The organism is Burkholderia sp. A2 (assembly GCF_001729305.1).
GTDB classification, from domain to species: Bacteria; Pseudomonadota; Gammaproteobacteria; order Burkholderiales; family Burkholderiaceae; genus Burkholderia; species Burkholderia sola.
Genome location: NZ_LZXX01000127.1, coordinates 1 through 13,608, shown reverse-complemented (window position 1 = coordinate 13,608; position 13,608 = coordinate 1). Strand labels below are relative to the sequence as shown.

Below are 13,608 nucleotides of genomic sequence, written 5' to 3'. Positions count from 1 at the left end.
TGAGCGTCATCGTTGTGATCGCGGCGCGTCGATTCGTGCCGTCCAGTTCACGATATCCGCTTGGTCTGTTTCAAGGCACGGTGTTTTGTAAGTCGAATGGCACGCGATGTAACAAAACCTCTCCGTCGCGCGCCGTTGTCGTGCAGCTGCAATGCCGGCGTCAAGCGGACGTAAGCCACGCATCCAAAACCTGCTGCCCGGGCACCGTGACGCGCAGCACGCGCGGCCGGGCGGCGCGCTCGATCCAGCCGTGTGCGCAGAAGCTGTCGAGCAGCGCCGCGCCGAGTGCGCCGCCGAGATGCGAACGCCGCTCGCTCCAGTCGAGACAGCCGCATGCGAAGCGGCGCCGGCGCGCGCGCTGCTGAACGACGTCGATGCCCCATTGCGCGAGCGCCTGCGTGCCGCGCTCGGTGGTGTCGATCGCGTCGCCGTTCGAGAACAGCCAGCCGCGCGCGGTGAGGCCATCGAAGATGCGCACCGCGAGCTCCCCGGCCATGTGGTCGTAGCAGGTGCGTGCATAGCGGAGTTCGGCCGGGACGGTGCGCGACGGCGGCGGAACCGGGCGATGCGGCGCGGCCGCGCGGGCGACGTTCGCGAGCGCTTCGAGCGAGGCCGCGATGTCGGCCGACGCGATGCGGTAGTAGCGGTGCCGGCCGCGCACGTCGAGGGCCAGCAGCCCGCCCTCGGTCAGGCGCGCGAGGTGCGCGCTCGCGGCGGACGGCGACAGCCCCGCGATCATCGTCAGTTCGCCGGCCGGCCGCGCGCTGCCGTCCATCAGCACCCACAGCATCGCGGCGCGGCCGGGATCGGCGATCAGGGCGCCGATGCGGCTCAGGCCCGGAAAATGGTGGTCGTCTTGATCGGTCATCGTCGTGTCTCGTCGAGCGGGTTGAGGGCAGTGTAGTCCGTGCGCGCATTCGATGTTTCGCTTCCGGATGAAATGTCGGATGCAGCCGCGGCGCGCTTGCGCGGACCGGGCTGCGGCCCGTTGCAGGGCACGCGTAGAATGGCCGGACGCGGCGGCAGCGGGCCGCCGCATGTGACGCGATTCAACGATGAAGACGATTTTCTGTGTGTTGGCGGCCGCGCTCGTGTGTGCGGCCTGTGCGTCGGGCGGCGCGGGGACGACCGGCGGGCGCGGCGGCAGTATCGAGATGTACGGGACGATCGACCAGGGCATCACGGTGCGCCGCTGACGGGCGCCGATCCGCGCGCGAGCCGGCATGGCCGCCGGCGCCCCGCCACGCGGGGCTTGCCGCGACGCGTTGCCGCAGTGCAACGTATAATGGCCCGATTACAGCGCCCCTGCCGCCTGGAGCCACAACAATGCCCCAACCGTCCCCCGTGCCGGCCGCTCTCGACCGCACCGAAACCGTATTCCGCTTTCTTGCCGAGCCTTCGTCCGTGAACTTCGGCGGCAAGGTGCACGGCGGCGCGCTGATGAAGTGGATCGACGAAGTCGCGTATGCGTGCGCGGCCGTCTGGTCGAGCCGCTATTGCGTGACGGTCAGCGTCGGCAACATCCGTTTCCAGCGTCCGATCCTGGTCGGCAATCTGGTCGAGCTGAAGGCGCGTGTCGTCGCGACGGGCCGTACCAGCATGCATATCCACGTGTCGGTGCACGCCGGCGATCCGAAGGGCGGCGTGCTGCGCCAGACGACCGATTGCCTCGTCGTGTTCGTCGCGGTCGACGAGAACGGCAACCCGGTGCCGGTGCCGCCGTTCGTGCCCGAAACCGACGAGCAGAAGGTGCTCGCCAAATATGCGGCCGACGTGCGGGCCGCGCTCGACAAGATCGTCGAGATGAAGCCGGAAGAGGTCGCGAAGGGCACCGTCTGAGTGCCGCGGGCGCCGCGCTTGCCGCGCCGCGCCCGCTGTCCTGCCTTTACTGCCTTTATCGCGTCCCGATCATCTGCTCGGGGCGTACCCAGGCATCGAATTCCGCCTCGGTCAGGTAGCCGAGCGCGAGCGCGGCCGCCTTCAGCGTCGTGCCTTCCTTGTGCGCCTTCTTCGCGATCTGCGCGGACTTGTCGTAGCCGATATGCGGATTGAGCGCCGTCACGAGCATCAGCGATTCGTTCAGCAACAGGTCGATGCGTGAGCGGTTCGGCTCGATGCCCACCGCGCAGTGATCGTTGAAGCTCTGCGCGCCGTCGGCGAGCAGCCGCACCGACTGCAGCACGTTGTGCGCGATCATCGGCCGGAACACGTTCAGCTCGAAATTGCCGCTCGCGCCGCCGACGTTGACCGCGACGTCGTTGCCGAACACCTGGCAGCACAGCATCGTCACGGCTTCCGACTGCGTCGGGTTCACCTTGCCCGGCATGATCGAGCTGCCCGGCTCGTTTTCCGGGATCGACAGCTCGCCGAGCCCGCAGCGCGGCCCGCTCGCGAGCCAGCGCACGTCGTTCGCGATCTTCATCAGGCTCGCCGCGACCGTCTTCAGCGCACCGTGCGCGAAGACCAGCGCGTCGGCCGCCGCCATCACCTCGAACTTGCTCGGCGCCGTCACGAACGGCAGCTTCGCGAGACGGCCGATCTCGTCGGCCACGCGCACCGCGAACTCCGGATGCGCATTCAGCCCGGTGCCGACCGCGGTGCCGCCGAGCGCGAGCTCGTACAGGTGCGGCAGCGCCGATTCGACGTGACGGATGCCCTGGTCGAGTTGCGCGACATAGCCGGAGAACTCCTGGCCGAGCGTGAGCGGCGTGGCGTCCTGCAGGTGCGTGCGGCCGATCTTCACGATGTCGGCGAACGCCTTCGACTTCGCGTCGAGCGTCGCGCGCAGCGTGCGCAGCGCCGGCAGCAGGTGATTGACGATCGCGTACGCGGCCGCGATGTGCATCGCGGTCGGGAACACGTCGTTCGACGACTGGCCGCGATTCACGTCGTCGTTCGGATGAACCTTGCGCGCTTCGCCGCGCTCGCCGCCCAGCAGCTCGCTCGCGCGGTTCGCGATCACCTCGTTGAGGTTCATGTTGGTCTGCGTGCCGGAGCCCGTCTGCCACACCGCGAGCGGGAATTCGCGCGGATGCTTGCCGGCGATGATCTCGTCGGCGGCTTCGATGATCGCGTGCGCCTTGTCGTCGGCGAGCACGCCGAGCGACTGGTTGACGGTCGCCGCGGCGCGCTTGACGATCGCGAGCGCATGGATCAGCTCGGGCGACTGCTTCTCCGTCGAGATCCGGAAATTCTGCAGCGAGCGCTCGGTCTGCGCGCCCCAGAGCCGGTCGGCCGGCACGGCGATCTCGCCGAACGTGTCGCGTTCCATCCGAACTGCTTCATTCATGATGCACTCCTCCTGGAAAGGGGAAAGGCCGCGCGTCGTCGCGCGGCGTCAGGCGTAATCAGACGTATCGTGAGGCAGTCGCGCCGCTTGCGCGGCGTCTCGAGGGGCTCAGCCGACAAGCATAGCGCCGGCCGCGATTTCGTGTCGTGTCGCGCCCACGGCGCGTGACGCGCGCAAACCGGCGCTAGCGCGCCGCCGCGATGAGCGACGCGGTCTTGCGGTGAAAGCGCCATGCCATCAGCACGGCGACGCTCGCGAGGCCCGCCGCGAGCCCCCACCACAGGCCGCGCGCGCCCAGGCCCGCGTGGAACGCGAACCAGTAGCCGGTCGGGAAGCCGATGCCCCAGTAGCCGAGGGTCGCGGCGAGCATCGGGACGCGCGTGTCCTTCAGGCCGCGCAGCGCACCGGACCCGACGGTCTGCATCCCGTCGACGATCTGGAACACGGCGGCGATGCCGAGCAGCGACGCGGCGAGCGACACCGTGGCCGCGTTGGCCGGGTCGTCGAGGTGCAGGTACAGGCCTACGATCGTATGCGGCGCGACGATCATCACGACGCCCGACAGCGACATGAAGCCGACGCCGAGCGCGAGCGCGACGAAGCCCGCGTGCCGCGCGGCGACGGGCGAGCCCGCGCCGATCCAGTAGCCGACGCGCACGTTGGCCGCCTGGCCGATCGCGAGCGGCACCATGAACGATACCGACGCGACGTTCAGCGCGATCTGGTGCGCGGCGAGCGACGTCGCGCCCAGCACGCCGACGGTGAGGCCGGTGGCGAGAAAGAGCGTCGATTCGACGCCATACGTGATCGCGACCGGCCAGCCGATGCCGATCAGTTCGCCCATCACCGGCAGCTTCGGGCGCGCGGCGGTCACGAAATGGCGGAAGCGCTGCCGGCCGTGCAGCAGCCAGATCAGCGCGAGCGCGGTGAGCCAGATCGTGATCGTCGTCGCGACGGCCGACCCGAGAAAGCCGACGCGCGGCAGCCCGAATGCGCCGTGGATCAGCCCGTAGTTCAGCACGCCGTTGACGCCGACGCCGCCGATCGACACCCACAAGAGCCGTCGCGCGGCGCCGATCGCCGGCAGGAACGCGCGCATCAGCCCGACGCCGATCAGGCTGCCGAGCGCCGCGAAGCGCAGGATGCCCGTGTATTCGCCGACGTGATGCGCGAGCAGCGGCGGCTCGTGGAACATCAGCAGGATCGGTTCGGCCAGCGACAGCGCGACGATCGCCGGAATCGCGAGCAGCACGGACAGCGCGAAACCCGTCCAGTAGATGTGCGGCACGCGATCCTCGGCCTGCGCGCCGCGCGCGTGCGCAACGCTCACGCTGACCGACGACAGCACGCCTTGCAGGATCGTCACGATCACGAAGAAGAAGTTCGCGCCGAGCCCGCCCGCCGCGAGCGAATCGGGGCCGAGCGAACCGAGCAGTACCGTGTCGGTGACGCTCATCGCCATCTGGGACAGTTGCGCGATCGCGAGCGGGGCGGCGAGGCGCGCGGTATCGGCGGCATGACTGGACAGGGACGGCGGCGCGGCGGCCGTCCGCGTGAGACCGGAATGCGACATGGAATGGGCGCTCGCGCGGGTGCGGGCCCGCGCGCTATGTCGTTATTTTGAGAGACGGCTAGCTTACGGCTTTATGCGTACCGTGTCGAACGCGTGCGCCGATGGCCATGTCGGGGGCAGGGGGAACCCCTGCGGTCGCTACGCTTCGCGTACCGCGATGCGCGTGTCGCCGAGCAGCACGACCTGGCCCGCGCGGATCTTGCACGTCTTGCGAAGCTCGACCGCGCCGTCGACTTTCACGGCGCCGGACGCGACGATCAGCTTCGCGGTGCCGCCGCTGTCCGCGAGGCCGGTGATCTTGAGAAGGTTGTGCAGCTCGACGTATTCGCCGGTCAGCGTGAAATCCAGATTGGGCATGACGAGGAAGGTGCGCGGCGCGCGGGAGGAAACGCTCCGCATCATACGGCACCGCGGGCCGGCACGCGAGCGCGGGCCGCCGTCGCACGTTGTAAAGGACTGTGAGCGATTCGTCAGCAAATGAAACGGTGGGTAACAGTCTGAGAGATTCGCGAACCGGCCGCGTGGGCCGCGGGTCTTCTGTCGTACCTGCTGCGTGTTGCGGCGGGGAACGCGACGGACCGCATCGCTGCGGACCGGGCGCACAACTTCTTGAGGAGAATTGCCATGTCCAAGATTCGTACGATGCTGATCGGTGCCGCGCTGACGGCGTTCGCTACTTCGGCCGCATTCGCCCAGACGGGCACGACGGCGCAAGGCGCGGCCGGTGCCGGCGTGCAGGCGCAGACCCCGGCCGCGGGTGTCGGTGCAGGCGTGCAGGGTGGTGCCGGCGCGAACGCGTCGGGCAATGCGACGGGCGGCGCGACCGATGCGGTCGGCGCGGCAGCCGATGGCGCGAAGGATACGACGTCGTCGGCCGTCCATTCGACCAAGAAGCACGCGAAGCATGCGGCGAAGTCGGCCAAGAGCCATGCGGGCTCGGCCAAGGCAAAGGCCGACGACGCGACCGAAGGCGGCGCATCGGTCGGCGCGCAGGGCGGCGCATCGGCCCAGGGCGCGACGCAGTAAAGGGTGCCCGGCGCTTGTCGCGACGTTCGTTTTCGGACGGTGCGTCGCGACGAGCGATCGTCCGACGGCCCGGTTCGCTTCGCGCGAATCGGGCCGTTTTCATGAGGTGATACGCCCCAGCGGGACGCGTCCTTACGGCCGGCGCTGGCCTTGCCCCTGTCCTTGGGCCGGCCGTACGGCAGCCGGCGTGAATACGCTGCGCAGCCACGCGGCGAGGCGCGCGAAGACGTCGTACGGTTCCTCGACGAAGATCTCCGGCTTCAACAGCCGCAGGTATTCCATGATCTGCTGCGCTTCCTGTTTCTGGAACGAGCCGTGCGCGAGCCCGAGCCGCAGCAGCCCGCGCAGTTCGCCGAGCTTGTCGCGCGCGGTGCTGCCGACGCTCATCTCGCACGCGAGCTTGGCCTCGTAGATTCGCTGCCGCAGCGATTCCGCGAGCCGCCACGCAGGCGTCTGCATCAGTTCCTCGAGCGTCTGGATGTCCTGCGCCGCGGCCTTGATCTGCGACGCGAGCGGGTCGATCAGCGACGCGTCGCCCTGCGCTTCGGCGACGATCGCCTTCGCCCAGTCGCGGCATGCCTTGGCGAGTTCGTCGGGCGTCCATTCGGAGCGCGACGCGAAGCCGAAGCCGAATTCGCCGGCCTGCCGCATCAGGATCGCGACGACGTCCGGAAATTCCTTGTCGAGCGTGCGCTTGGCCCATGCGTACTGGCCGCCCTGCAGCATCCGCTGCACGGCGTGCTCGGTCAGCGGCACCATGTTGTCGAGCAGCTTGGCGCGCAGGAAATCCTCGAACGACGGCGTCGCGAATTGCGGGTCGAGTTTCAGCGACACGCGGACGAACGCGTCGTAGTCCTTGCGCAGGGACTCGAGCGTGTCGTCCTTGAGGGAAAGGGTGATCTGGCCCATGAATCGTCTCGATGGCGCCCCGCGCAAGCCGGCGCCGGCACGGCGCACCGGAGCGGGCGCAGCGTCGACTGACCGATGCGCGCCGGGGCCGGTGGCGGGTCTTCCTCTCTTATATCGGCGCACCGGGCGGAAACTTGAGCGCGCGCGATGGAGCGTACGCTCAGGCGGGCGGCCAGTGCGGCAGGACGATGCCTTGCCACAGGAAGAACACCGCGAGCCCGGCCGCGATCGTCACGAGCGGGCGGCGGGTCGCGGCCGACACGAGCACGACCGCGAGCGCGCCGACGAGCTGCGGATTCCGCCAGGTCAGCTCGGCCGTGCCGCCGTGCGGCGAGACGGTCATCGGCACGATGATCGCGGTCAGCACGGTGACCGGCACGAAGCCGAGCGCGGTCCGCACGAGCGGCGGGAACGTCAGCCGCTCGCCGAACAGGAACAGCGTCGAGCGGATCGCGTACGTGATGACGGCCATCCCGAGGATCAACAGCGCGTAGCTCACGATGCGGCCTCCGGGCGAGAGCGGGCGCGCGTGCGATCGTGCCGCAGCGTGAGCGCGACGCCGATCGCGACGCCGGCGGCGACCGCGCCGAGCAGCCCGAGCTTGTACGGCCAGCCCTGCCAGAAGTATGCGAGCGTGCCGGCCGTCGCGGCCGCCGCGAAGTAGCGCAGCGTGCCGAGCTGCGGGACGACGATCGCGATGAAGGTCGCCGCCATCGCGAAATCGAGGCCGAGCGACTGCAGGCCGGGGAACGCCGTGCCGAAGCCGATGCCCGCGAGCGTCCAGACCTGCCAGTTCAGGTACATCGCGAGCCCGGAGCCGAAAAAGTAGTGGGGGCCGATCGTGCCGGGCGGATAGTGCCGGTAGTGCCCGTACGCGACCGCGAACACCTCGTCGGTCATCAACGCGCCGAGCGTCGCGCGCCAGCGCAGCGGCAGGTGCGCGACATAGGGCGCGAGCGTCGCGCTGTACAGCAGATGGCGCAGGTTCACGATCAGCGTCGTGGCGAGCACGACGGCGAAACCCGCGCTGCCGGCGATCAGGCCGAGCGCGATGAACTGCGCGGAGCCCGCGAACACGGCGAGCGACATCAGCGCGCCATGCCAGGCGGCGAGCGGACCGGCGCCGACGAGCGTGCCGAAAATCACGCCGAACGGTGCGGCGCCGATCATCATCGGAATCGTGTCGCGCACGCCGTCGAGCCATTCGTTGAGCGGGCGGCGCGCGGACGATGCGGGTGTCTTGTTCAAGAAGCGCTCCTCCATAAGCGGGAGGATAGCGGGCCGGCGGCGGGCCGGCTTGTATGTTCTTGCGCTCTCGGGCGCGGGGCCGGTGCCCGCGTGCCGGCCGGCGCGGGTCGCCGCGCGGCGCGGCCGGCGGCGGCGGGAAGCCCGTGCGTCAGCTTGCCTGCCAGCGCCCGGGCGGCACGCCGAACATCCGTTTGAAATGCCGCGTGAAGTGGCTCTGGTCGACGAAGCCGCTGGCCGCCGCGACGTCGGCGACCGGCACGCCCGCGCGCAACGGCGCCAGCGCGCGCTGCAGCCGCAACTGGTTGCGCCACGCATGCGGCGGCATGCCGGTCGTACGCGTGAACAGGCGCGCCGCATGAAACGGCGACAGGCCGACCGCCTGCGCGACGTCGTCGAGCGTCACGGTGGAGGTCAGATCGGCGGCGAGCCGCTCGCGCATCGCGTCGACGCGCGGTTCGTCGGCGGCGAGCGGCGCCGGCCGCGGCCGCACGTCGGCGTGGCGCGCGATCAGCGTCGACAGCGCGTCGAGCATCGCGGTTTCGGCGGCGAGCGGATCGTAGATGCGCGGCGCGTCGGCGGCCGGATCGCAGGCCGGCTGCCCGGGTGCATGCGACGACAGCGCTCGCTCGCTGCCGGCTTCCAGCATCCGGTGCGCGAGCGTGAGCCGGGCCGCGAGATCGGCGTCGCGGATCACGTCGGGCGCGAACCATGGCGCGTCCTGCGGGCGGCCCGCGATGGCACTCGCGAGTTCGCGGATGAATTCCACCGGCATGTAGCTGACGCGATAGCACCAGCCCTCGTCGGCGGCACGCGACCCCGTATGCACTTCGCCGGGATTGATCACGGGCACGGTGCCCGTTTCGGCGACATAGCCGGTGCCGCGATAGGTGAAGCGTTCCGCGCCTTCGAGAATCACGGGAATCGTGTACGCATCGTGCCAGTGGGGCGCGAACGCGTGATCGCGATAGGTGGCCGTGAGCAGGTCCGCGTCCGGCACGAGCGGCGTGCGCCAGTAGCGTGCGGAATCGGGGAGGCGGGGGGCGGCGGACATGATCGGGCGCGGGAGCGGTCGAACCGACAGTGTATCGCTCGCGCGCCCGGCGGGTGCGGGCCTACTTGACCGGAATCGTCGTGCCGGCCGGCATCGGTACCGCGGTGACGGCGTTCTTCGGGCTGCCGCTGACGATGCGGTCGCTGTAGGTCAGGTAGACGATCGTGTTGCGTTTCTTGTCGACCACGCGCACGACGTGCAGCGTCTTGAAGATGAACGACATGCGTTCGCTGAATACGTCGGTCTGCTGCTTGAGCGGTTCCTTGAAGCTGATCGGGCCGACTTGCCGGCACGCGATCGACGCTTCGCTCGGATCCTCGGCGACGCCGAGCGTGCCCTTGATCCCGCCGGTGCGCGCGCGCGACACGTAGCAGGTCACGCCGTTCACGACCGGATCGTCATAGGCCTCGACGACCACGCGATCGGAACCCGTGACGCGGAAGTGGGTGTTGACGCTGCCGACTTCCTCCGCGTACGCGAGCGGTGCGGCGGCGACGGCGGAGAGCAGGAGGGCGGCGGGGGCGAAACGGAGGCGGCGATGCTTCATCGATGGGACCGGATGCGGATGCGGGACAGAGACTCTAGCATGCGCATGACCGGGCCACGAAAAGCAGGAAGGCGGATCAACAGCCGGAAAAACAAAAGGCCCGTCGAATGACGGGCCTTTCGCTATTTGGCTCCCCGACCTGGGCTCGAACCAGGGACCTACGGATTAACAGTCCGGCGCTCTACCGACTGAGCTATCGGGGAATAAATCGGTACATCTGCGTGTTGCGTCGTTCAACAAAAAACCCGTCCACTTTCAACGGGCCTTTGCGTTTTTGGCTCCCCGACCTGGGCTCGAACCAGGGACCTACGGATTAACAGTCCGGCGCTCTACCGACTGAGCTATCGGGGAACAAAAAACAACAGCAGAGAAACGAGATTGTATGGAGTGTTCGCTAACCTGTCAATACTTTGGAGCCGCGCCGCATAAATTTTTTTGCAGTCGCCGCCGTGCGATCAGCGCTCGAGCAGGTGCAGCTTGTCCTGCACGTCCTTCCACTCGTCCGCGTCGGCCGGCGCCGGCTTGGTCTTCGTGATCGACGGCCAGTTCTTCGCCAGCTCGGCGTTCAGCTCGGTGAACTGCTGCTGGTCGCCCGGAACGTCTTCTTCGGCATAGATCGCATTGGTCGGGCATTCGGCGACGCACACGGCGCAGTCGATGCACTCGTCCGGATCGATGGCGAGAAAGTTGGGACCTTCACGGAAGCAATCCACCGGGCACACATCCACGCAATCCGTGTATTTGCACTTGATGCAGCCTTCGGTCACAACGTGAGTCATTAAAACGCTCCTGCTTGGCGGTATATATGGGGTGGCGTTTGCGCCAAAAGCGGCATTGTAACTGAAGCGCCAAACCCGCATGACGAGGTCGGCTATCCGGCTTATATCGTTTCGTGATTAGTTTATGGGATGCGCGGCGCGGCTGCCCGCACGCCGGGCACCGGCGCAATGCGGCAACGCGGCGGCGCGGTTTCACGATGGTCCGGCCCGCATTCGGGTAACATGGCCGGCAGGCCGGGCGGCGCGCGGTGCGCCGGGGCCCGGCCACGATATTGGCGGTGCCGTCATCATGATCATCACTTCGCTGCTGGACACGGATCTCTACAAGTTCACGATGATGCAGGTCGTCCTGCATCACTTTCCCGCTGCAAACGTCGAATACCGTTTCCGCTGCCGCACGCCCGGCGTCGATCTCGTGCCGTACATCGACGAGATTCGCGACGAGGTGCGGGGCCTGTGCTCGCTGCGCTTTTCCGACGTCGAACTCGACTACCTGCGGCGGATGCGCTTCATCAAGAGCGACTTCGTCGACTTCCTCGCGCTGTTCCACCTGAACGAGAAGTACATCTCGATCACGCCGTCGCCGAAGGGCAACGGCGAGATCGACGTCGTCATCGAGGGGCCGTGGCTGCATACGATCCTGTTCGAGATCCCGGTGCTCGCGATCGTCAACGAAGTCTATTTCCGCAATACGCAGCGCGAGCCCGACTATCGCGAAGGGCGCGAGCGGCTGCGCGAGAAGATCAAGCTGCTCGGCGCGAAGCCCGAATTCGCCGACTGCAAGATCGCCGACTACGGCACGCGCCGGCGCTTCTCGAAGGTCTGGCACGAGGAAGTCGCGCTCACGCTGCGCGACGGGCTCGGCCCGCAGTTCGCGGGCACGAGCAACGTGCTGTACGCGATGAAGCACGGCATCACGCCGCTCGGCACGATGGCGCACGAATACCTGCAGGCGTGCCAGGCGCTCGGCCCGCGGCTGCGCGATTCGCAGATCTACGGCTTCGAGATGTGGGCGAAGGAATATCGCGGCGACCTCGGGATCGCGCTGTCGGACGTCTACGGGATGGACGCGTTCCTGAACGACTTCGACATGTATTTCTGCAAGCTGTTCGACGGCGCGCGCCACGATTCGGGCGATCCGTTCGACTGGGGCGAGCGGATGCTGCGCCACTACGAGGCGAACCGCTGCGACCCGCGCACCAAGGTGCTCGTGTTCTCGGACGCGCTCGACATCCCGAAGGTCATGCAGCTGTACGAACGGTTCCGCGGCCGCTGCAAGCTCGCGTTCGGCGTCGGCACCAACCTCACCAACGATCTCGGCTACGTGCCGCTGCAGATCGTGATCAAGATGGTTCGCTGCAACGGCCAGCCGGTCGCGAAGCTGTCGGATTCGCCGGGCAAGAGCATGTGCGACGACAAGGCCTATCTCGCGTACCTGCGCCAGGTGTTCGGCATCGCGCAGCCGGTCGAGGAAGACGCGTCGAAGTAGGCTTTGGCCGTTCGGCCGAAGGTGTGTCGCGGCAGGGGTGGCCGGTATAATCCGACGTATTGCACGCCAACGTCACGAGGACCGTTCATGGACACTTCCGCCGCCCGTCGCCAGATCCTCGCGCGCATTCGCGCGGCGCAGGGGCGCGCGGCCGAACCCGATGCAGCGGAGCGCGACGGCGTCGCCGACTATCTCGCCCGTCATCCGCCGGGCCCGCGCCCGCCGGCGCCGGCCGACCTCGTCGCCGCGTTCGTCGACGAAGCGGGGCGCCTGTCGACCACGGCCGACGAAGTCGCGACGCTGGCCGACGTGCCGGCCGCCGCCGCCCGCTATCTTGCCGCTCGTGGTCTGCCGACGCAGGCCGTCGCATGGCGCACGCTGGCCGATCTCGACTGGGCCGGCGCCGGCCTGTCGGTCGAGTGCCGCAAGCCGCGCGACGGCGATCTCGTCGGCCTGACCGGCTGCTTTTGCGCGACCGCCGAAACGGGGTCGCTGGTGTTGCTGTCCGGCCCCGACACTTATGCATCGGCCGGCCTGCTGCCGGAAACCCACATCGCGATCGTACCGGCGTCGCGCATCGTCGCCGGCCATGAAGACGCGTTCGCGCTGATTCGCGCGGAGCGCGGCGAGTTGCCGCGCGCGGTCAATTTCGTGTCGGGCCCGTCGCGCACGGGCGACATCGAGCAAACGATCATTCTGGGCGCACACGGCCCATACCGCGTGCACGCGATCGTCGTACGGGGCGCATGACGCGCCTACCGCATTCACTGTTACTCGAACAAGGAAGTTCCGCATGAAACGACATGCCGCCTGGGCGGGCATGGCGTCGGGAATCGTACTTGGCGCCGTTCCCGCGCTCGCATCGGCCGCCACGCTCGACGGCGCCACGCTGTCCGCGCTCTGGGGCATCCCGTTCGCCGGGATCCTGCTGTCCATCGCGCTGTTCCCGCTCGTCGCCCCCGTGTTCTGGCATCACCACTTCGGCAAGATCGCGGCCGGCTGGGCGATCGTGTTCCTCGCGCCGTTCGCGGTCGCGTTCGGCGCGGGCGCCGCGTTCGGCACGCTCGTGCATGCGCTGCTCGAGGAATACATTCCATTCATCGTGCTGCTCACCGCGCTCTATACGGTCGCGGGCGGCATCTGCGTAAACGGCAACCTGCATGGTTCGCCGAAGCTGAATACCGCGATCCTCGCGCTCGGCACGCTGCTCGCGAGCGTGATGGGCACGACGGGCGCCGCGATGCTGCTGATCCGGCCGCTGCTGCGCGCCAACGACAACCGCAAGCATGTCGTGCACGTCGTGATCTTCTTCATCTTCCTCGTCGCGAACGCGGGCGGCTCGCTGTCGCCGCTCGGCGATCCGCCGCTGTTCCTCGGCTTCCTGAACGGCGTGAGCTTCTTCTGGACGACCACCCATCTCGCGCTGCCGATGCTGTTCATCTGCGTGGTGCTGCTGACGTTGTTCTTTGCGCTCGATACGTACTTCTACCGGAAGGGCGGCGAGGAGCGGCCGGCCGCGCTCGATCCGACGCCCGACGGTGCGGCGCTGTCGATCGACGGCAAGATCAATTTCGTGCTGCTGGCGGCCGTGATCGCGCTCGTGCTGATGAGCGGCGTGTGGAAGCCGGGCATCTCGTTCGACGTGTGGGGCACGCACGTCGCGCACGAGATTCTGCAGCGCGACGTGCGTGCCCCAC

Annotated in this window: 16 protein-coding genes and 2 tRNA genes; 6 read left to right on the top strand and 12 right to left on the bottom strand. The window is 68.3% G+C overall.

Translation table 11 applies throughout. The features are described from left to right. Window positions 1–160: 160 nt before the first annotated feature. The gene (locus tag A9Z05_RS28585; protein ID WP_069621046.1) at window positions 161–868 is read right to left on the bottom strand and encodes a helix-turn-helix transcriptional regulator; all 708 of its coding nucleotides are present in this window, start codon (window positions 866–868) and stop codon (window positions 161–163) included. A 187-nt stretch (window positions 869–1,055) separates the two neighbouring features. Between A9Z05_RS28585 and A9Z05_RS37065 the strand changes: the two genes are divergently transcribed. Together A9Z05_RS37065 and A9Z05_RS28580 are read left to right on the top strand one after the other, a co-directional pair. Then, entirely contained in the window at window positions 1,056–1,196 is a 141-nt protein-coding gene (locus A9Z05_RS37065; protein WP_176730261.1) for a hypothetical protein, read from the top strand. Window positions 1,197–1,326: 130 nt separating this feature from the next. Next, window positions 1,327–1,839, top strand: a complete 513-nt coding sequence (locus tag A9Z05_RS28580; protein ID WP_027811985.1) for an acyl-CoA thioesterase — start codon at window positions 1,327–1,329, stop codon at window positions 1,837–1,839. 55 nt (window positions 1,840–1,894) lie between these two features. On the opposite strand, the gene fumC is transcribed toward A9Z05_RS28580, so the two are convergent. The 3 genes from fumC to A9Z05_RS28565 form a co-directional block, all read right to left on the bottom strand. Continuing rightward, window positions 1,895–3,289: a class II fumarate hydratase gene (gene fumC, locus A9Z05_RS28575; protein ID WP_069621045.1), complete on the bottom strand. Its 1,395-nt coding sequence runs from the start codon at window positions 3,287–3,289 to the stop codon at window positions 1,895–1,897. Between the two features lie 184 nt (window positions 3,290–3,473). After that, complete coding sequence (gene norM, locus A9Z05_RS28570) at window positions 3,474–4,862, bottom strand: multidrug efflux MATE transporter NorM (protein ID WP_069621044.1); 1,389 nt, start codon at window positions 4,860–4,862, stop codon at window positions 3,474–3,476. Between the two features lie 138 nt (window positions 4,863–5,000). Then, window positions 5,001–5,219, bottom strand: a complete 219-nt coding sequence (locus A9Z05_RS28565; RefSeq protein ID WP_006486208.1) for an RNA-binding S4 domain-containing protein — start codon at window positions 5,217–5,219, stop codon at window positions 5,001–5,003. Between the two features lie 267 nt (window positions 5,220–5,486). On the opposite strand from A9Z05_RS28565, the gene A9Z05_RS28560 reads away from it, so the two are divergent. Further along, window positions 5,487–5,888, top strand: a complete 402-nt coding sequence (locus tag A9Z05_RS28560) for a hypothetical protein (protein WP_069621043.1) — start codon at window positions 5,487–5,489, stop codon at window positions 5,886–5,888. A gap of 132 nt (window positions 5,889–6,020) precedes the next feature. Here A9Z05_RS28560 and A9Z05_RS28555 read toward each other — a convergent pair whose 3' ends face one another. From A9Z05_RS28555 to fdxA, 8 genes are all read right to left on the bottom strand, one after another. Then, complete coding sequence (locus A9Z05_RS28555) at window positions 6,021–6,797, bottom strand: DUF4088 family protein (protein WP_050011497.1); 777 nt, start codon at window positions 6,795–6,797, stop codon at window positions 6,021–6,023. Between the two features lie 160 nt (window positions 6,798–6,957). Then, window positions 6,958–7,296, bottom strand: a complete 339-nt coding sequence (locus tag A9Z05_RS28550) for an AzlD domain-containing protein (RefSeq protein ID WP_069621042.1) — start codon at window positions 7,294–7,296, stop codon at window positions 6,958–6,960. Further along, a complete protein-coding gene (locus A9Z05_RS28545) occupies window positions 7,293–8,060 on the bottom strand; it encodes an AzlC family ABC transporter permease (protein WP_069621041.1) in 768 nt (255 codons plus the stop codon). Before A9Z05_RS28545 ends, A9Z05_RS28550 begins: the two co-directional genes overlap by 4 nt. A 133-nt stretch (window positions 8,061–8,193) precedes the next feature. After that, on the bottom strand, window positions 8,194–9,096 hold the full coding sequence (locus tag A9Z05_RS28540) for an AraC family transcriptional regulator (protein WP_069621040.1): 903 nt from the start codon (window positions 9,094–9,096) through the stop codon (window positions 8,194–8,196). Window positions 9,097–9,157: 61 nt separating this feature from the next. Continuing rightward, a complete protein-coding gene (locus tag A9Z05_RS28535) occupies window positions 9,158–9,643 on the bottom strand; it encodes a CreA family protein (protein WP_069621039.1) in 486 nt (161 codons plus the stop codon). 127 nt (window positions 9,644–9,770) lie between these two features. After that, window positions 9,771–9,846, bottom strand: a tRNA-Asn gene (locus tag A9Z05_RS28530). Between the two features lie 72 nt (window positions 9,847–9,918). Next, window positions 9,919–9,994, bottom strand: a tRNA-Asn gene (locus tag A9Z05_RS28525). 104 nt (window positions 9,995–10,098) lie between these two features. Then, entirely contained in the window at window positions 10,099–10,422 is a 324-nt protein-coding gene (gene fdxA / locus A9Z05_RS28520; RefSeq protein ID WP_011544919.1) for a ferredoxin FdxA, read from the bottom strand. Between the two features lie 289 nt (window positions 10,423–10,711). On the opposite strand from fdxA, the gene pncB reads away from it, so the two are divergent. From pncB to A9Z05_RS28505, 3 genes are all read left to right on the top strand, one after another. Continuing rightward, entirely contained in the window at window positions 10,712–11,911 is a 1,200-nt protein-coding gene (gene pncB, locus A9Z05_RS28515; RefSeq protein ID WP_069621038.1) for a nicotinate phosphoribosyltransferase, read from the top strand. 87 nt (window positions 11,912–11,998) lie between these two features. Further along, window positions 11,999–12,661, top strand: a complete 663-nt coding sequence (locus A9Z05_RS28510) for a lactate utilization protein C (protein ID WP_069621037.1) — start codon at window positions 11,999–12,001, stop codon at window positions 12,659–12,661. Window positions 12,662–12,704: 43 nt separating this feature from the next. After that, the coding region (locus tag A9Z05_RS28505) for a sodium:proton antiporter (RefSeq protein WP_176730260.1) at window positions 12,705–13,608 on the top strand (904 nt) is incomplete at its 3' end.